Origin of the sequence: Xanthomonas euroxanthea (assembly GCF_903989455.1) — a bacterium.
Lineage (GTDB): Bacteria > Pseudomonadota > Gammaproteobacteria > Xanthomonadales > Xanthomonadaceae > Xanthomonas > Xanthomonas euroxanthea.
The window spans coordinates 4752219-4770212 of the sequence record NZ_LR861803.1 but is presented as its reverse complement, the minus strand read 5'-3'; the positions used below and the strand labels follow the sequence as shown (position 1 = coordinate 4770212).

At 66.0% G+C, this 17994-nt stretch carries 11 protein-coding genes; 6 read left to right on the top strand and 5 right to left on the bottom strand.

Features of this window, described 5'->3' with window-relative positions:
- Positions 1-290: 290 nt before the first annotated feature.
- The 3 genes from H7A86_RS19885 to H7A86_RS19875 form a co-directional block, all read right to left on the bottom strand.
- Complete coding sequence (locus H7A86_RS19885) at positions 291-1325, bottom strand: glycoside hydrolase family 43 protein (protein ID WP_180707963.1); 1035 nt, start codon at positions 1323-1325, stop codon at positions 291-293.
- A 33-nt stretch (positions 1326-1358) separates the two neighbouring features.
- Positions 1359-2846, bottom strand: a complete 1488-nt coding sequence (locus H7A86_RS19880) for an MFS transporter (protein WP_127168213.1) — start codon at positions 2844-2846, stop codon at positions 1359-1361.
- Between the two features lie 235 nt (positions 2847-3081).
- On the bottom strand, positions 3082-6024 hold the full coding sequence (locus H7A86_RS19875; protein WP_180707962.1) for a TonB-dependent receptor: 2943 nt from the start codon (positions 6022-6024) through the stop codon (positions 3082-3084).
- A gap of 466 nt (positions 6025-6490) precedes the next feature.
- Here H7A86_RS19875 and H7A86_RS19870 point away from each other — a divergent pair, with 466 nt between their 5' ends.
- The 6 genes from H7A86_RS19870 (at position 6491) to H7A86_RS19845 (ending at position 15702) form a co-directional block, all read left to right on the top strand.
- Complete coding sequence (locus tag H7A86_RS19870) at positions 6491-7816, top strand: MFS transporter (protein ID WP_119132121.1); 1326 nt, start codon at positions 6491-6493, stop codon at positions 7814-7816.
- Between the two features lie 10 nt (positions 7817-7826).
- Complete coding sequence (locus H7A86_RS19865; protein ID WP_119132122.1) at positions 7827-8819, top strand: endo-1,4-beta-xylanase; 993 nt, start codon at positions 7827-7829, stop codon at positions 8817-8819.
- Between the two features lie 51 nt (positions 8820-8870).
- Positions 8871-10292, top strand: a complete 1422-nt coding sequence (gene uxaC / locus H7A86_RS19860) for a glucuronate isomerase (protein ID WP_119132123.1) — start codon at positions 8871-8873, stop codon at positions 10290-10292.
- Between the two features lie 184 nt (positions 10293-10476).
- Positions 10477-13155 carry a beta-galactosidase GalB gene (gene galB / locus H7A86_RS19855; protein WP_119132412.1) on the top strand — a complete coding sequence of 893 codons (2679 nt, stop codon included), beginning with the start codon at positions 10477-10479 and terminating at the stop codon, positions 13153-13155.
- 239 nt (positions 13156-13394) lie between these two features.
- The gene (locus H7A86_RS19850) at positions 13395-14579 is read left to right on the top strand and encodes an endo-1,4-beta-xylanase (RefSeq protein WP_180707961.1); all 1185 of its coding nucleotides are present in this window, start codon (positions 13395-13397) and stop codon (positions 14577-14579) included.
- Positions 14580-14655: 76 nt separating this feature from the next.
- Positions 14656-15702, top strand: a complete 1047-nt coding sequence (locus H7A86_RS19845) for an SMP-30/gluconolactonase/LRE family protein (protein ID WP_119132124.1) — start codon at positions 14656-14658, stop codon at positions 15700-15702.
- A 204-nt stretch (positions 15703-15906) separates the two neighbouring features.
- Here H7A86_RS19845 and H7A86_RS19840 read toward each other — a convergent pair whose 3' ends face one another.
- Positions 15907-16803: a DUF3800 domain-containing protein gene (locus H7A86_RS19840; RefSeq protein WP_232099138.1), complete on the bottom strand. Its 897-nt coding sequence runs from the start codon at positions 16801-16803 to the stop codon at positions 15907-15909.
- Positions 16804-16910: 107 nt separating this feature from the next.
- Positions 16911-17963 carry a Kelch repeat-containing protein gene (locus H7A86_RS19835; RefSeq protein WP_119132126.1) on the bottom strand — a complete coding sequence of 351 codons (1053 nt, stop codon included), beginning with the start codon at positions 17961-17963 and terminating at the stop codon, positions 16911-16913.
- Positions 17964-17994: the final 31 nt, after the last annotated feature.

Sequence of the window (17994 nt, the reverse complement as noted above, 5' to 3'; positions counted from 1 at the left end):
ATGCAACCCCATGCGATGCAGTTCCGGACCGAGTGCACGCTGGCGTGGTGTGCCAGCGGGACGACCGTAACGCTCGACATGTCATGGCGGCGTTGAAGCGCCAGGCAGACGCCTCGCGCACGCCAGGAAACGCGCGATCACGGAGTGGTGAGCGCCGGGTCGAAGATCAGCCGCGACGAGGATCACGACGTGCTTTGAAAGCATCGCGGTGACAGGACGTGTCGTTCAGTGCCGGCGGTGGAGCCATGACGCGCTGGTGGACGTTCCGGGAAGCAGGAGCGCAACGACATTCACCAGGGTGACACCGCGTCTTCGCCATATGGATAAATCGTCGCAATCCTTCCGTCGGCATCATGCTGCAACGGCGCCATCTTGATGCTGCGCAGATGCGTTTGCCCGCCCGACAAGACAGCGTCGTGATAGAACAGATACCACTGGCCTTCGAACGCACAGATGGAGTGATGCGTGGTCCAGCCGATCACCGGTGCGAGCAGCACGCCCTGGTAGACGAATGGCCCGTACGGGGAGTCGCTGGTGGCGTAGCAGATCAGGTGGGTGTCGCCGGTAGAGTAGGACAGGTAATAGCGGCCCGCATGGCGATGCACCCAGGGGCCTTCGAAGAAGCGGCGGGCGTGGTCGCCGGCGCGGAGCGGGGCGCCGTGTTCGTCGAGGATGACGATCTCGCGGGTGGGCTCTGCCAATTGCGTCATGTCCTCGCGCAGGCGGGCGACGCGCAGGCCGAGCGCAGGCGCAGCGTCGTCAGGTTCCTGATGGGTCGGCGCGTAGACATTGTCGCGGTAGTGCTGCAGCTGGCCGCCCCAGATGCCGCCGAAGTACAGGTAATGCGCGCCGTCGTCGTCGGCCAGGACGGCCGGGTCGATCGAGTAGGTGCCGTCGATGGGTTCGGGCTCGGCGACGAACGGGCCTTGCGGGCCATCGCCGACCGCCACGCCGATCTGGAAGATGCCGTCGGCACGCTTTGCAGGGAAATACAGGTAGGTCTTGCCGTCGCGCTGCGCGGCATCCGGTGCCCACATCTGGCGCTGTGCCCAGGGCACGTCGCGCACGTGCAGCACCTGCCCCAGGTCTTCCACCGGCGCGTGCGGATGCGCCATGCGCAGCACGTGGTAGTCGGCCATGTCGAAGTGCGAGCCGTCGTCGCTGAAGGCAACGCCGGCATCGATGTCGTGCGAGGGGTAGATGTACAGCGCGCCGTCGAACACGTGTGCGGACGGGTCGGCGGTGTAGAGGTGGGTGACCAGCGGTGCGGAAATGGCGGTGCGCGCCAGCGCCTGCAGTGCAGCGGTGTGCAGTTCATCGGACATGCGCGTACCTGTGCATGAGGTGGGAGGAGGGAGTCAGGGGGAAGCGAGTGGTGCGGCCTGACGGCGCAGGCCCAGCTCGTGTTCGATGCGGGTTTCCAGCGTCTTGTCGATCTCGTACAGCGCCAGCAACGCGGTGCCGAGCAGGAACGGGATGGACGCATACACGCTGATGGCCAGGCGAATGCCGCTCGTCACCGCAGCGCCTTGCAGCGGCAGGGCGGCGTCGTAGCCATAGAAGGCCAGGATGCCGGCGACCAGGGCGCCGCCGACGCTCAGGCCGATCTTCAGCCCGCACAACATCGCCGAGAAAATGATCGCGGTGGCGCGGCGGTGGTTCTTCCACTCCGAGTAATCGGCCACGTCGGCGATCATTGCCCACAGCAGCGGGATGGTGATGCCGTAGAAGAAGCCATGCAGCACATAGGAGGCGAACACCCAGCCGATCGCCGCCGGCGGATACACATAGAACGCCAGCAAAAACAGCGTGGAAACCAGCAGCGCGCCGCCGAACACATTGCGCTTGCCGTAGCGGTCGGCCAGGCGTTTGGAGAAGCCGATGCCCACGATCATCGCCAGGATGCCGCCGGCGCTGAACACGCTGAAGGCCGAGGTCGGTGCGTCCTGCGGCCATTGCAGTGCGCTCATGCCGGCGCCGGTGAGGACGCTATTGATTGCAGCGATGAAGCGGTTGAAGCCGGCATTGTCGAGGAACTGCGCCAGCGCGCCGGCGTCGAGGTAGTACTTGAAGTAGTAGATGTACATCCCGCCCTTCATGGCGAGATTGATGAAGACCAGGATGGTCAGCGCCAGCATCACCAGCCAGGGCTTGTTGCGGACCAGATCGCCCAGGTCCTGGCGCACGCTGCTGCGTTGTTCGCTGATCGGCAGCACGCGCTCGCGGGTGGTGAAGAAGGTGATCAGGAAGCACAGCGTACCGACGGCGGCGAACAGCGCCATGGTGTTGCGAAAGCCCTGCGCCTTGTCGCCATTGCCCAGGATCAGCACCAGCGGCAGCAGCAACACCTGGATGATGAACTGCGCGAAGGTCACCGCCAGGAAGCGATACGCCGACAGGCTGTTGCGCTGCTCCATGCTGCCGGTGAGCACGCCGCTCAATGCCGAATAGGGCAGGTTGTTGGCCACGTACACCAGCATCAGCAACGTGTAGGTGGCGAAGGCGTAGGCGATCTTGCCCTGCTCGCCGAGGGCGGGCGTGTTGAATGCGGCCAGCGACAACGCACCGAACGGCACTGCCGTCCACAGGATCCACGGGCGGAACTTGCCCCAGCGCGTGCGGGTGCGGTCGGCCAGGATGCCGATGATGGGCGTGAACACGAACGCGCCAAGCATGCCCACCACGAAGATCAGCGTGGCGGCCACGCCCGCCGGAATGCGGAACACATCGGTGTAGAAGAACGCCAGGAAGGTGACCAGCGTCTGGAAGATCAGGTTGGCGGCCAGGTCGCCCAGGCTGTAGCCGATCTTTTCGCGCAGGGAGAGCTGTTGTGACGGATCGTTCATGAGGCGGGGCGGGCTCGAGAAGTGCTGCGGGAAACGCCGCGGCGCGCGCCATGCCGCCGACCGCGATCGGTCCGGATCGCGCCGGCAGGCATGGCGCCTGAAGTGTCCGGCAAAACCGCGCGCGCCAGGGGAGCGGCAGCGGCATGCGGTGCGCGGGCCATGCAACAAGGCCACGCGCGCTCCACGGGTCGGCCACACCCGCCTGGCCTCTGTGCGGTCGTGTCGATGACCACGCTCAGAACGTGCCGCGGATGCCGAGCATGACCGTGCGGCCGGGCTCGTACAGATCGTAGGTGGCGTTGGGCCAGGCGTAGGTGGTGCGCAACGGTTCGTCGGTGAGGTTGGTGACGTTGAGGGTGAGCTGCGGCTTGGACGGCAGCCAGTCCAGTGCGTAGCTGGCCGACAGGTCCAGCTGGCCACGCGCATCGGCGTTGAGGCGCGCATACGGAATGCCGTTCTGGTTGGCGCCGGAGATCACCATGTCGTCGTTCCAGGTGTAGGACAGGCGCACCGAGGCGGCGTCCTTTTCCCAGTACACGGTGCCGTTCCACAGGTTGGGCGCGACGCCGACCGCCACTGCCGGAATGCCTTCGCCTTCGGAGGATTGGGTGACGTGGGTGTAGTTCACGCTGAAGCCCAGGCCGTCGACCAGCTTGTCCAGCGGCTGCACCCAGATTGCCTCGGTGCCGCGAATGTTGAGCACGCCGTCGGCGTTGACCTGGGTCTGCACATCCACGGTGGCCGCAGTCGGGCCGCCGCGCTGGTCCAGGCCGGCCTGCTGGATCGGCAGCAGGCTCTCGTACGGCACCCCCAGGTCGTTGAAGGGAATGCGCCGCACGCCGTTGACGGTGAAGCCGCTGATGCGCTTGTTGAACAGCGTCAGGCCCACATAGCCTTCGCCGCCGGTGTACCACTCGCCGCCGAAATCCACGTTGGTGGACAGGTACGGCGCCAGGTTCGGATTGCCCTGGGTAGCGGTCTGCGCGGAGGGGTCGCTGAAGTTGGTGTTGGGCAGCATCGCGCTGGGGTCGGGCCGGGTGAGCGTGCGCGAGCTGGACAGGCGCAGCACCACGTTGTCGGCCACGTCCCAGGCGGCGTTGAACGAGGGCAGGGTTTCCTTGTAGTCCGAATCCAGCACCTGGATGCGGCGGATGCCGTTGATGGTGACCGGGCCGGTGATGGTCTGGTCGGTGGTCACGTAGCGCACGCCGGCGTTGAAGCGCAGCGTGCGGTTCCACACCTCGGTTTCGGCGTTGGTTTCGATGTAGAAACCCCAGTTCTTTTCGCGGATGCCGCCGGCCGAGGCGCCGGTGTTGGCGGAGTTGGTTTCCGGGGCGGAATCGCGTAGCGCGTAGTAGTTGGTGTCGCCGAGGAAGCGGTTGAAATCGGCGGTGATGAAGCCGTCCGGGCCGGGGCGCAGATAGCCGGCCAGGGCCGCATTCGGAATTGCCGAGCCGGGGCCACCGTTGCAGATGGTGCCGCCGCCGCCGCGGCAGACCACCTGCTCCCAGGCGATGCTGTTGTCGAAACCGCGAATGGTGCGCTCGGCCTGGTCGTAGGCGGCGCCGATCTTGACGTTGCGCTTGTCTTCGCCGAACTGCAGGTCGGCGCGCCCGCCACGTGTTTCGGTCACGCGTTTTTCGTTCTGGATATTGACCCGGCCACCGTTCCAGCCCCAGCCCAGGTTCGGGTCGTTGAGATCGAGCGGGCTGCTGATCGACGGGCGGTCGCCGCCCTCATTGCGGTAGTCGACGGTGGTGAACGGCGAGGTGACCAGGATGCTGGGCGATTCGCGATCGAGCCAGCTGCGCGTGGCATTGGCCTGCACGTTGAGCTTGATGTCCTGGTCCGCGCCGAACAACAGTTCCGCACCCGGGTTGACGCTCCAGAACTTGACTTCCTCGCGGTACGGGCGCGCTTCCAGGAAGTACTGCGCATTGGCGAAGGTGGCGCTGGTGACCACGTTGTTCTGGTCCAGCTGCATGCCCAGCGGGATCATGTTGCCGTTGCGGCCGATCAGATTCATGCTGATGCGCTCGGTGGTGCGCTTGGCTTCCGAATACAGCGTATCCAGGTAGAAATGCATGCTGTCGGAGGGGCGCCATTCCAGCGACATCACCGAGGCATCGCGGTCGCGGTCGCCATTCATGTACACGCTGCGGCCCAGCCGCGGAATCAGCGCGTCGCTGATCTGGTCGATGCTCAGGCCGGGGTTGCGCGCCAGCAGCCAGGCCGCATCGATGGTCTCGCCGGTGGTCAGGCCGCTGCCGGCGGTGGCCGGCACGCGGTCGGGGATGCGCCAGTTGCCGCCACCATTGACGTTGCACGCGGCCGGCTGATTGGTGGCCGGCGTGCCCGCAGGCGGGGTGAGGCCGCACTGGGTGTAGGTGAGGCCGGGGTTGGTCCAGCCCACGCTTTCGAAGCCACGCACGCCCAGCTTGCTGCGCACCGAGGCCACGCCGAACAGTGCGCCGAAGGTGCCTGCCTCGTTGGTCCAGCTGCCCATGAAGGCGCCGCGCGGGGTGGTCTTTTCGCTGGTGCTGTTCCAGTCGGCCTGGGCCTGGTAGGTGAAGTGCACCCCGGGGCGATCGAACGGGCGCGCGCTGCGCATGTCCACCACACCGGACACGCCACCTTCGAGCATGCTCGCGGTGGGCGTCTTGCTCACGGTGAGCTGGGTGAAGAATTCGGTGGGAAACAGGTTCAGATCGACCTCGCGGTTCTGGTTCTGCGCGTTCAGGCCGATCGAGGCGGTGGCGATGCTGGCGCCGTTGAGCGTGGTCTTGGTGAAGCTGGTGCCCAGGCCGCGGATGGCGATGTTCAAGCCCTCGCCATTGACGTCGCGCGAGAGCTGCACGCCGGGGATGCGGTTGAGCGACTCGGCGATATTCATGTCCGGGAACTTGCCGATGTCCTCGGCAAACACGGTGTCGGCAAAACCCACCGAGTCGCGCTTGGCATCGGTGGAGAACTGGATGCTGCGTCGGTAGCCGGACACGGTGACGGTGTCGAGCTGGGTCACCGCATCGCCGCCGGCAGCGGTGGCCGGTGGCGGTTGTGCGGCGGGCGCGGCGCTGCTGGCATCGCTGGACTGCGCCCAGGCGGCAGTGCTGGCCATGCCCAGCAGGATGGACCCCAACGCGCAGGACAACGCGGTTCGTGCGTAGCTGTTCTTCACCGTAATCCCTTCCCTAACAGGTGAGCAGATGTCCCACGCATCGCCCCTGCGCAGGGAGTGCCGCTGCCGATGCGCGGCGCGGCGATGGTGCGGTGGGGAAGAACGGGCGATCAGTGACGCCGGATGGTAGCGCTACCAAATTCAGAACATCACGCTGCAGGGCAGCATAGGCGGCGAGGTATCGCGGCGGCGGACAATCGCGGCGCTGATCGAAACCGTACCGGCTGCGCACCACGCGCTGGCGTGCTGCACTGCGCGATGGTTTTTGCCCGATGGCGTGGTAATGGTAGCGCTATCACCCGTGGCGCAAGGCTACCTTCGTGCAGGTGCAGTGGCCGATGAATCGAACCGAAGAACGCGGCAGCCAGAGGCCGGGCTACCCCGGGCATGCGGCAGTGCCTAGCAGTGGTCGCTGCGCGATTGCCCCGCGCATGCTGCGCGCAGCGGCGCTGCGGCGCGCGGGCACATGAGCCAGTTGCCGCACGCCGCAGCGCCCGCCGGCACGCTGGCGCGCCTGGGCCGCATGCGGTGGCGCGTGTGCGCACTGCTGCTTGCCGCCACCACCATCAACTATGTCGACCGCCAGGTGCTGGGCGTGCTGGCGCCGTTTCTGCAGACGCAGATCGGCTGGAACGAGATCCAGTACGGCTATATCGTCACCGCCTTCCAGGCCGCCTACGCGCTGGGCCTGTTGTGCAGCGGTGCGGTGATCGACCGCTTCGGCACGCGCGTCGGCTACGCGCTGGCGATCGGCATCTGGAGCCTGGCGGCGATGGGGCATGCGCTGGCCACCAGCGTGGTGGGCTTTGCGATCGCGCGCTTCTTCCTGGGGCTGGGCGAGTCCGGCAACTTCCCCGCCGCGTTGAAGACGGTGGCCGAGTGGTTTCCGCGTCGCGAGCGCGCCCTGGCCACCGGCATCTTCAATTCCGGCTCCAACATCGGTGCCATCGTCGCGCCGTTGCTGGTACCGCTGATCGCCACCGCCTGGGGCTGGCAGGCGGCCTTCCTGTTCACCGGCGTGCTCAGCGCCACCTGGCTGCTGGTGTGGTGGCTCAGTTATCACCCGCCGGAGCAGCAGCCCGGCCTGTCGGCGGCAGAGCTGGCGCATATCCGCAGCGATGCGCACGAGCCGGTGCAGCGGCGGCTGTCGTGGCTGCAGGTGCTGCGGCACCGGCAGGCCTGGGCGTTCGTGCTGGGCAAGTTCATCACCGACCCGATCTGGTGGTTCTTCCTGTTCTGGCTGCCCAAGTTCCTGCATGCCGAATACGGTTTGAGCCTGCTGCAACTGGGCGCGCCGTTGATCGTGATCTTCGTGCTGGCCGACATCGGCAGCATCGCCGGTGGCTGGGTCGCCGGGCGCTTCATCGCGCGCGGCTGGAGCGTCAACCGCGCGCGCAAGACCGCCATGCTGATCTGCGCCGTCTCGGTGGTGCCGATCGTGTTCGCTGCACGTGCCGACAATCTGTGGCTGGCGGTCGGCCTGATCGGCCTGGCCACCGCCGCGCACCAGGGCTGGTCGGCCAACCTGTTCACGCTGCCCTCGGACATGTTTCCGCGGCATGCGGTGGCCACGGTGGTCGGCATCGGCGGCTTTGCCGGTGCGGTCGGTGGCATGCTGATCGCCACCTTCATCGGGTTCCTGCTGCAGGCCACCGGCAGTTATGTGCCGGTGTTCCTGATGGCAGGCTCGGCCTACCTGCTGGCGCTGGCGGTGGTGCACGCGCTGGTACCACGCCTGGAGCCGGCGCAGCTGCCGGCAGCGGCCTCACCGGCCGCCACCGCATCGTCCTGAGGGGAGCATCATGCACTTACGCACACTGGCAGCCGGCGTGTTGTTGGCAGCGAACATCGCAAGCCTGGCGCAGGCCGCACCGCTGGCCGCCGGCGCGCCCAAGTTCCTGGGCAGCGCCTACAGCCCGCAACAGGCGCCAGGATTCGCGCAGTACTGGAACAAGCTCACCCCGGAAAACAGCGGCAAGTGGGGCAGCGTGGAAGCGGTGCGCGACCAGATGGACTGGAGCGGGCTGGATACCGCCTACGAACTGGCCAAGGCCAACGGCATGCCGTTCCAGATGCATGTGATGGTGTGGGGCAACCAGCAGCCGGAGTGGATCAAGTCGTTGCCGCCGGCCGAGCAACGCCGCGAGATCGCGCAGTGGTTTGCTGCGGTTGCGCAGCGGTATCCGGACATCGACCTGCTGGAAGTGGTCAACGAACCGCTCAACGACCCGCCCAGCAAGGACGACACCGGCGGCGGCAATTATCTGCAGGCACTCGGCGGCAACGGCGCCAGCGGCTGGGAATGGGTGCTGCAGTCGTTCCGGCTGGCGCGCCAGCACTTCCCGCGTGCGCGGCTGATGATCAACGACTACAGCATCACCAACAGCACCCAGGCCACGCAGAAGTACCTGCAGATCGTGCAGCTGCTGCAGCGCGAGCAGCTGGTCGATGCGATCGGCGTGCAGGAGCACGCCTTCGAAACCACCCCGAACGTGGCGATGTCGGTGCATCGTGCCAATCTGGATACATTGGCCGCGACCGGCCTGCCGATCTACATCACCGAGTTCGATCTGGACGGGCCCAGCGATGCGCAGCAGCTGGCCGACTACCAGCGCGTCTTCCCGGTGTTCTGGGAGCACCCGGCGGTGCGCGGCATCACGCTGTGGGGGTTCCGCCCCGGCCTGTGGCGCGACAAGGAGGCGGCGTACCTGATCCGTGCCGATGGCACCGAACGGCCTGCGCTGACCTGGCTGCGCGATTACGTTGCCAGCCATCCCGGCACGCGCGCGCCATGAAGCGTGCAGTCGCTGGATTTCGTTCTCAGTCTCTTTTGGTGCATTGATGCCATGTCCACGCCTTCTCCCCTGACCCTGCACGACGACCGCCTGCTGCCCGCCGACCCTGGCACGCGCGCGATCGCACGGCGCCTGTATGCGCAGGTCGCCGCGCTGCCGATCATCAGCCCGCACGGCCATACCGACCCGGCATGGTTCGCCACCGATGCGCCATTCGCCAATGCCACCGAGTTGCTGCTGGTGCCGGACCATTATGTGTTCCGCATGCTCTACAGCCAGGGCATCGCGTTGGACGCATTGGGCATCCCGCGGGCGGACGGGTCGCGCGCGGCGGTGGACCCGCGCGCGGCGTGGCGCGTGTTCGCCGAGCACTACACGTTGCTGCGCGGTACGCCGTCAGCGTTGTGGCTCAACCATGTCTTCCATGACGTGTTCGATTTGCGCATCCGGCTGGATGCCGGCACCGCCGATCATTACTACGACCACATCACCGCCGCCTTGCAGACAGCGGCGTTTCGCCCGCGGGCCTTGTTCGAGCGTTTCAACATCGAGGTGATTGCCACCACCGAATCGCCGCTGGACACGCTGCAGCACCACGCGGCCATTCGCGCCAGCGGTTGGAAGGGACGCGTGCTCACCGCGTATCGCCCGGACCCGGTGGTCGACCCCGAACACGAACAGTTTGCCGGCGCACTGCAGCAGTTTGGCGCGCTCACCGGCGAGGACGTGCTGAGCTGGCAGGGCTATCTGCGTGCGCATCGGCAGCGCCGCGCGTTCTTTGCCGCACACGGCGCAACCTCCACCGACCATGGCCACCCCAGCGCGGCCACCGCCGATCTGTCGCCGGCCGAGGCGCAGCGCCTGTTCGACACCGTGGTGCGCGGTGCGGCCACGCCGGCGCAGGCCGAGCTGTTCCGCGCGCAGGTGCTGACCGAGATGGCGGCGATGAGCCTGGACGATGGCCTGGTGATGCAGCTGCATCCGGGCTGCTTCCGCAATCACAACCGGCAGCTGTTCCAGACCTTCGGGCGCGACAAGGGCGCCGATATTCCGATGCGCACCGACTACGTGCATGCGCTCAAGCCCTTGCTGGACCGGTTCGGGAACGACCCGCGCCTGCACCTGATCGTGTTTACCCTGGACGAGACCAGCTACAGCCGCGAGCTGGCGCCCCTGGCCGGGCATTACCCGTCGCTGTTGCTGGGCCCGGCCTGGTGGTTCCATGACGCGCCGGAGGGCATGTGGCGCTTCCGCGAGCAGACCCTCGCCAGTGCCGGCTTCTACAACACCGTGGGTTTCAACGACGACACCCGCGCCTTCCTGTCGATTCCGGCACGCCACGATGTGGCGCGGCGCGTGGACAGCGCGTTTCTCGCCAGGCTGGTTGCCGAGCATCGCCTGGATGAGGATGAAGCGGTCGAGGTGGCGATCGATCTGGCGTATCGCTTGCCCAAGCGGGCCTACCACCTGTGAAGGTGGGCGAGGCAGCAGGCAGCGATGCCCACACGTGTGCACGAAGGGCGAACATGCCGTGCGTGTATAGACGGCAGAAGAGTGCCGCGCCATGACGCGTGCCGGCAGGCAGGCACCGGTGATGCACGATTTGAGGCGCTGCGCAGGTGTTGCACGTCTGGCGATGCTCTGCATCTTCATCGTCATGCCCGCGCTGGCAGCACCACCGGTGCCTACCGAACTGCCACGTGAGCGGGTCTCGCTCAACGCGCAATGGCGCTTCCACCGCGGCGATCCTCCCGGCAATCGCCAACTCCTGGACTACGACGTCCGCCCGCAGGTGCTACGCAGCGAAGACGGCAAGGTGGCCGATGCCCGGCCCGAGCAGGCGCAGCACCTCGATGCCGCCGCAACACGCGTGCTCAAGCCGTGGATCCTGCCCACGGCCAATGCGTTGATTGCAGACCCGGCAAACCGCCACGTCCGCCCGCCCGGGCATCCGGGCAGCAGCGTGGCCTTCGTGCAGCCGCAGTTCGACGACAGCGGCTGGGAGCGCGTGGATCTGCCGCACGATTGGGCCATCGCCGGGCCGTTCCTGGCCGATGGCCCGTACGGCGGCATGGGGCGCCTGCCGAGCTGGGGCGTGGGCTGGTACCGCAAGACGCTGGACATTCCGGCCAGCGATCGCGGACGCGCGCTGTTTCTGGATCTCGATGGCGCGATGGCCTATGCCACGGTCTGGCTCAACGGCAAGCTGGTCGGCGGCTGGCCGTATGGCTACAGCTCCTGGCGCGTGGACCTGAGCCCCTACGTGGTGTTTGGTGCGCGCAACCAGCTGGCGATCCGCCTGGACAACCCGCCCGACTCGGCGCGTTGGTATCCGGGCGGCGGGCTGTATCGCAATGTGTGGCTGACCAAAGCTGCGCCGCTGCATGTGGCGCACTGGGGCACGCAGCTGACCACGCCGCAGGTGTCGGCAGACAGGGCGCAGGTGCAGCTGGCAGTCACGCTGGACAATGCCGCCCGCAGTGCGGTGCAGGCGCAGGTGAGCACCGCGATCTATGTGCTCGACGCTGCACGCGGTACGCGCAGTGGCGAGCCGGTCGCGCGCATTGCCGCCATGCGGGTTGCGGTTCCCGCGGGTGGGAGCACACGCGTGCAGGGCAGCACGCAGATCGACCATCCACGTCTCTGGGGCCCGCCGCCCACCCAGCGCCCACATCGCTATGTCGCAGTGACCGAGGTCCGCCAGGACGGGCGCGTGGTGGATCGCTACGAAACGCCGTTCGGCATCCGCAGCATCGTGTTCGATGCCGACAAGGGCCTGCTGGTCAACGGCGAACAGGTGCCGATTCGCGGCGTCAACAATCATCACGACCTCGGCGCGCTGGGTGCGGCGTTCAATGTGCGCGCCGCCGAGCGGCAACTGCAGCTGCTGCAGCAGATGGGCGCCAACGCCATCCGCATGAGCCATAACCCGCCCGCGCCGGAGCTGCTGGAGCTGACCGACCGCATGGGCCTGCTGGTGGTGGACGAGGTGTTCGACAGTTGGCAGATGAAGAAGACCCCGCTGGATTTCCACCTGGTGTTCCCGCAATGGCACGAGCCGGACCTGCGCGCGATGCTGCGGCGCGACCGCAATCATCCCTCGGTGATGCTGTGGAGCGTTGGCAACGAGGTCGGCGAGCAATACACCGGCGAGCAGGGCGCGGCGATCGCACGCACACTGCACGCCATCGTGCATGAGGAAGACCCCTCGCGCCCGGCCACGGTGGCGATGAACTACGCCTCGCCCGAGATGCCACTGCCCGCTGCACTGGATGTCATCAGCCTCAATTACCAGGGCGAAGGCATCCGCGACGCGCCGGAATTCGCCGGCACCGAGCGTATCCGCAAGCAACCGCAATACCCGGCGTTCCATGCGACGTTTCCGCACAAGGCCATCCTCAGCAGCGAGACCGCCTCGGCCTTGAGCAGCCGCGGCGTGTATCTGTTTCCGGTGACGCCGGACACCAGCGCGCCGGTGCGCGATGGGCGCGGCGGCGATTCGGTCGCGCACCAGGTCAGCGCCTACGAACTGCATGCGGTGGACTTCGGCTCCAGCGCCGACAAGGTGTTCGCGGCCCAGGACCAGCATCGGTATGTTGCCGGCGAATTCGTCTGGACCGGTTTCGATTATCTGGGCGAGCCCACGCCGTACTACAGTTCGCGCAGTTCCTACTCCGGCATCTTCGATCTGGCCGGTTTTCCCAAGGACCGCTACTGGCTGTATCAGTCACGCTGGCGCCCCGACCTGCCGATGGCGCATCTGCTGCCGCACTGGACCTGGCCCGGCCGCGAGGGCCAGGTCACGCCGGTGCATGTGTTCACCTCCGGCGACGAGGCCGAGCTGTTCGTCAACGGCGTCTCGCAGGGGCGCAAGCGCAAGGGCCCGCTGCAGTACCGGCTGCGCTGGGACGGTGTGGTCTACCAGCCCGGCGAGCTGCGCGTGCAGGCGTACAGGCAGGGCAAACCCTGGGCCAGCGACCGCGTGCAGACCGCCGGCAGCGCCGCGCGCATGCAGGTGATGCCCGACCGCAGCCGCATCCGTGGCGACGGGCAGGACCTGAGCTTTGTCACCGTGCGCCTGTTCGATCGCGCCGGACGTCCTGCGCCGACCGCAGGCGACCGCCTGCGTTTCCGCATCGAGGGCCCGGGCGAGCTCGTCGCCACCGACAATGGCGACCCCACCAACCTGGAGTCGTTCGCCGCGCCGCAGCGCAACGCCTTCAACGGCCTGTGTCTGGCGATCGTGCGCGGCAAGGCCGGCGTGCGGGGCACGATCACCGTCCATGTCGAGTCCGACAGCGTGCAGGCGGCCAGTGCGCAGGTGGTGGTGGAGTGATGGGTCTGCTGCTCGGCAAGTGTGTGGCACGTGCAGGTGAGCTGTCGCGTGCGGATGGCGATGCGGTGCCTGCACGCAACAGATGCGATGGACGCAAACGTGCTCCCGCGTTCGCTAGCGTGGTTGCTGGATTCAAACGCACCTGGCAACGCATAAGCTGCGATCCCGCATTGGCGCGCATTGCCAGTCACGGTCAGCCGCGAAGAGAACAGAAAACGCATCCGATCAGGAAGCCTGTCATGCAAGAAAACAGTACGCGCGCATCAACCTGCCTGAGCATTGCGTTCGCCGTCATCAGCGCCGTCACTGCACTGCCAGCCTCCGCTGCCTGCGACACCCGCAGCACGTCGCTCCGGCGCGCCTACGCCGACGGCTTCCTGATCGGCACCGCCGTCAATGCCGACATCGTCTCCGGCAAGGATGCCGCCTCTTCCGCGCTGGTCGCCTGCCACTTCAATGCCGTCACCGCCGAAAACGTGATGAAGGCCGAGGTGGTTGCGCCACGTCCGGGCGTGTTCGACTTCAGCGCCGCCGATGCCTTCGTCGCCTACGGCCGCAGCCACGACCTGTTCGTGATCGGCCATACGCTGGTCTGGCACAACCAGACGCCGGACTGGTTCTTCGTCGATGCACAGGGCAAGCCCAACACCGCCGACGCGCAGCTGGAGCGCATGCGCGCGCACATCGAGCGCGTGGCAGGGCGCTATGTCGGCAAGGTGCAGGCCTGGGACGTGGTCAACGAGATCATCGACGAAGACGGCAGTTACCGCGATACCAACTGGGTGCAGCGGGTCGGCGACGGTGACACCGTGGTGCGTAACGCCTTCGCCTTTGCCCAGCGCTATGCACCGGATGCGCAGCTCTACTACAACGATTTCAACGCCTGGCGGCCGAGCAAGCGCGACGGGATCGTGCGCATGGTCAGGATGCTGCAGCAGGCCGGCATCCGTATCGACGGCGTCGGCATGCAGGGACACTGGGGGCTCAACTACCCCAGCCTGCGCGACATCGAAGACGCCATCGATGCCTACGCCGCGCTCGGCATCAAGGTCATGATCACCGAGCTGGACATCGACGTGTTGCCGCTCACCAGGGAAGGCCAGGTCATCGGCACCGGCCTTGCACACAAGCAGTTCCAGCTGCCGGAATTCAAGCGCTTTCTCGACCCGTATCGCGATGGCCTGCCAGCGCAGGTGCAGGCGCAACTGCGTGATCGCTATGCCGAATTGTTCGCGCTGTTCTGGCGCAAGCGCGACAAGCTCGCCCGCGTCAGTGTCTGGGGCGTCACCGACGGCATGTCATGGAAGAACGACTACCCCGTGCCGGGGCGTACCAATTATCCGCTGCTGTTTGATCGCAATCACCAGCCCAAGCCGGCAGTGGATGCGATATTGGCGGTGCCGGCGCACGCTGGCGAGCGCTAGCATGGTCGCCAGCGTGCGCAGCAGACCTGCACACGCATGGTGGCATCATGGCCCGACTTCGTTACTGGACTGACCGATGCGCTTACCGCCCTATCTGCTGTTGGCCGTTCCGCTGCTGGCCATTGTCGCTGCCTGCACGAAAAAGGAAGCCCCGCCGCCGCGCTTCACGGCGATCGGGCACCTGGAAACCTTCGACCAGCGCTTCGGTAAGGTGGTTGCGGCCGACGCGCGCATCGAGAAGCTCACCGAAGGCTTCACCTGGTCCGAGGGCCCGGCCTGGGTGCGCAATGGCGGCTATCTGTTGTTCACCGATGTGCCGGAAAACACGCTTTATCGTTGGTCCGAGGAGGCGGGCCTGTCGGTCCTGCTGTCGCCGTCCGGTTACAGCGGCCCCGAGCAGGCCACGCTACGCGAGGCCGGCGCCAATGGGTTGTATGCCGAACCCGATGGCACTGTGTTGCTAGCCGATTCCGGCACGCGCATCGTCGCCAGGCTCGACCCGGTCACGCGCAAGAAGACACCGCTGGCAACGCAGTTCGAAGGCCACCGCTTCAACAGCCCCAACGATCTGGTCCGCCGCAGCGATGGCGTGGTGTTCTTCACCGACCCGCCGTATGGCCTGAAGGGCATGAACGACTCGCCGGTCAAGGAACTGCGCTTCAACGGCATCTACCGCCTGGACACCGACGGCAGCGTGCACCTGCTGGACGACGGCCTCAGCCTTCCCAACGGCATCGCCCTGTCGCCCGACGAGCGCACCTTGTATGTGGCCAACTCCGATCCGCAGCGCCCGATCTGGATGGCCTACGCGCTCGACGCCAACGGTGCGGTGACCGGCAAGCGCGTGTTCGCCGACGCCTCCGATCTGGTGGCCAAGGACGCGCCCGGCCTGCCCGACGGCATGGCGGTCTCCGCCGACGGCCACCTGTTCGCCACCGGCCCCGGCGGCGTCATCGTGTTCGCCCCCGACGGCCGCAGGCTGGGCCGCATCGAAACCGGCGAGGCCATCTCCAATTGCGCCTTCGGCGACGACGGCCACACCCTCTACATGACCTCGCACGCGATGCTGACGCGGGTGCGCGTCAAGGCGCTTGGGTTGCAGTTTGCGCAATCGCCGCTTTAGTAAAAGCGGCCCTGGCCACGATGGAGCTTTATCCATCGCCGTGTGCAAGCCGTTCTGCTTTCAGCCGTCACAACAGCTTATGGATGCGATGTCCTGACTGACCCGGTTTTGTAGCAGGCAACCTTGAATTCTTCGGTCCAGAACTCTAGACTCGCATCTTAAGTGGACTGGGGGTTCCCGGTCGGCGTCATAGCCTCGGTGAGATCACCGGGGCTTTTCGCTTTCTGGCGGCGGGAAGATTTTCAGGCCCCAGCCTTCATAGTCGACACCCAATTGACGCCGGCCTTGCTTGCAGAAGAATTTTCGCTGCAGCACGTCGAATGCCCGATTGGGATGACCTGGACGAAGTACCGATAGCCCGATGGGCCGCGCAACGAGGTCAGCCAGTTGCAAGCCAGATGAGTTGGCCTTTTTGTCCGCAAAGACGATGGTGAAGGGAAGTTGCCGGCCCCAGCGGTTTGCGTCGTCGCAGATCCGCCTGAATTCCAGCTCCAGATCGCGGTCTTCCTTCTTGCCACGGCATTCGACCACCACGTGCGTTGTAACATCGTCCTGCTTCTTTTCTTGTATTAGTTCGAAAAGTGTTTCCAGGCAGAATGCGAGCGCCAAGTGATAGGGATTGTCTGCAGGCTGGGGCTTTTCCTTCAGCCGTGTCTTGTCGATGACACAGCTGATCAGGATGAAGTTATGCGACTCGATGATTCCCGTCAGCCCTTCCAGAAAAATCGTCTTCTCCAATCGATTGTTGAAGCGGAAATGTCCCTTTTCCTTGCGGATGTCATGCTCGTGAAGAATCACCACGTCATGCCCGAAATGCCTGAACTTGAACGATTCGATGGCGGGAACTACCCATTGCGCATAGTGGCCTTTGTGGAAGACACAGAAGGCCAGCACAAACACGGGATAGTTGGGATCCACCGATGTCAGGCCATGGTCGCCGCTTTCATCGACATATACGATGTATTTGCTGTAACGGGGGTCGGAAGCCGCCAGCATTGGCGATGTCTCCGGCTCGCCTTGCGCATGTACCAAGGGAAACGAGAATTGCCCGGCAACACCGGGCATTGTTGACGGCGTTTTATTTGATCCACGCTTCGGCATAACCACTCCCTGGCGTTGCAGATTGAAGAACGGTGAAGCAGATTAGATCCTCATCTTCAAACACACAATCTTCAACCAGATCTCTCGCAGCATGCCGTGCGCAGGAGTCAGCGTGGCTTAGGTGTGTTGCCTTCATGCAGTAGCAACACATCATCCAGCTCCGGCCCGCCGCCACGGTTGCCGCTGCCCGCAACGATGTACAGATCGTCGCCGACGGCGGCAACCTGGGTGCCATGCCGCCCTTGCGGCAATGCTGCCAGCGTCGTCCAGGTGGACGCGGCTGGGTCGTAGGCTTCCACCTCGTCGTGCGCCTTGACCTGCCGCATGCTCTCGCCACCGATGACCAGCAGGCGGCCATTGCGTGCGATGGCCGCAGTGCCTGCGCGCTGCGTCGGCAGCGCAGCCGGTGCTACCGACCAGGTGCCGCGCTGGATGTCATACACATCGACGTCGGGAATCGTTTGCGCCAGGGTATTGCCGCTTTCGTGCGCCGACCTGCGGCCACCGGCGGCATACAGTTTTCCGTCGAGCACCACTGCATGGAAATGATCGCGGGCACGCGGTGCGTCGGCCAGCTGCGTCCATTGCTGCGTTCTGGTGTCGAACGCATCCAGCCATGGCACATAGCCGCTCATATGGCCGCGCGTGTTGCCGCCGACCAGGTACAGCACGCCGTCGTGCTCCACCGCGCCTGCCGCGCCGCGGCGGCGATGCTTGGGAATCTCCGGCCCCACCTGCCAGTGGTCGGTGCGCGGATCGTAGATCAGCAGATTGCTCAGCGACGCTTCCTCGGGATAGTCGCCGGTGAACCCGCCCACGACGTACAGCTTGCCCGACGACACCACCGCCTGCGCGTGGCTCACCATCAGCGGCGGCGCACTGCCCTGCGACCAGCGGCGCGTGCGGGTGTCGAAGATCTCCAGCGGGCGCTGATCGCGTCCGCCGACCAGATACAGGCGATCGCCAATGGCCACCATGCTGTTCTCATGGCGCGCATGCGGTTGATTGCGTGTGCTCAGCACCTGCCATTGGGGCGACTGTGTCGATTGCGCCGACGTGGCTGCCGGCGCCGCTGCGTCGGCAGCCTGCGCAAGCGCGGGGAGCATGCCGATTGCGGCAGCGAGCAGGCCCGCGTGGAACGAGGTCTTCAACAGGCGCATGCAGCACTCTTGCGATAGCCGTGGCAGGCCA

Bases quoted from the DNA above. Each gene is read 5' to 3' on its own strand.
- H7A86_RS19885 (WP_180707963.1), bottom strand. From the start codon at position 1,325: ATGTCCGATGAACTGCACACCGCTGCACTGCAGGCGCTGGCGCGCACC.
- H7A86_RS19880 (WP_127168213.1), bottom strand. From the start codon at position 2,846: ATGAACGATCCGTCACAACAGCTCTCCCTGCGCGAAAAGATCGGCTAC.
- H7A86_RS19870 (WP_119132121.1), top strand. From the start codon at position 6,491: ATGAGCCAGTTGCCGCACGCCGCAGCGCCCGCCGGCACGCTGGCGCGC.
- H7A86_RS19865 (WP_119132122.1), top strand. From the start codon at position 7,827: ATGCACTTACGCACACTGGCAGCCGGCGTGTTGTTGGCAGCGAACATC.
- uxaC (WP_119132123.1), top strand. From the start codon at position 8,871: ATGTCCACGCCTTCTCCCCTGACCCTGCACGACGACCGCCTGCTGCCC.
- galB (WP_119132412.1), top strand. From the start codon at position 10,477: ATGCCCGCGCTGGCAGCACCACCGGTGCCTACCGAACTGCCACGTGAG.
- H7A86_RS19850 (WP_180707961.1), top strand. From the start codon at position 13,395: ATGCAAGAAAACAGTACGCGCGCATCAACCTGCCTGAGCATTGCGTTC.
- H7A86_RS19845 (WP_119132124.1), top strand. From the start codon at position 14,656: ATGCGCTTACCGCCCTATCTGCTGTTGGCCGTTCCGCTGCTGGCCATT.
- H7A86_RS19840 (WP_232099138.1), bottom strand. From the start codon at position 16,803: ATGCCGAAGCGTGGATCAAATAAAACGCCGTCAACAATGCCCGGTGTT.
- H7A86_RS19835 (WP_119132126.1), bottom strand. From the start codon at position 17,963: ATGCGCCTGTTGAAGACCTCGTTCCACGCGGGCCTGCTCGCTGCCGCA.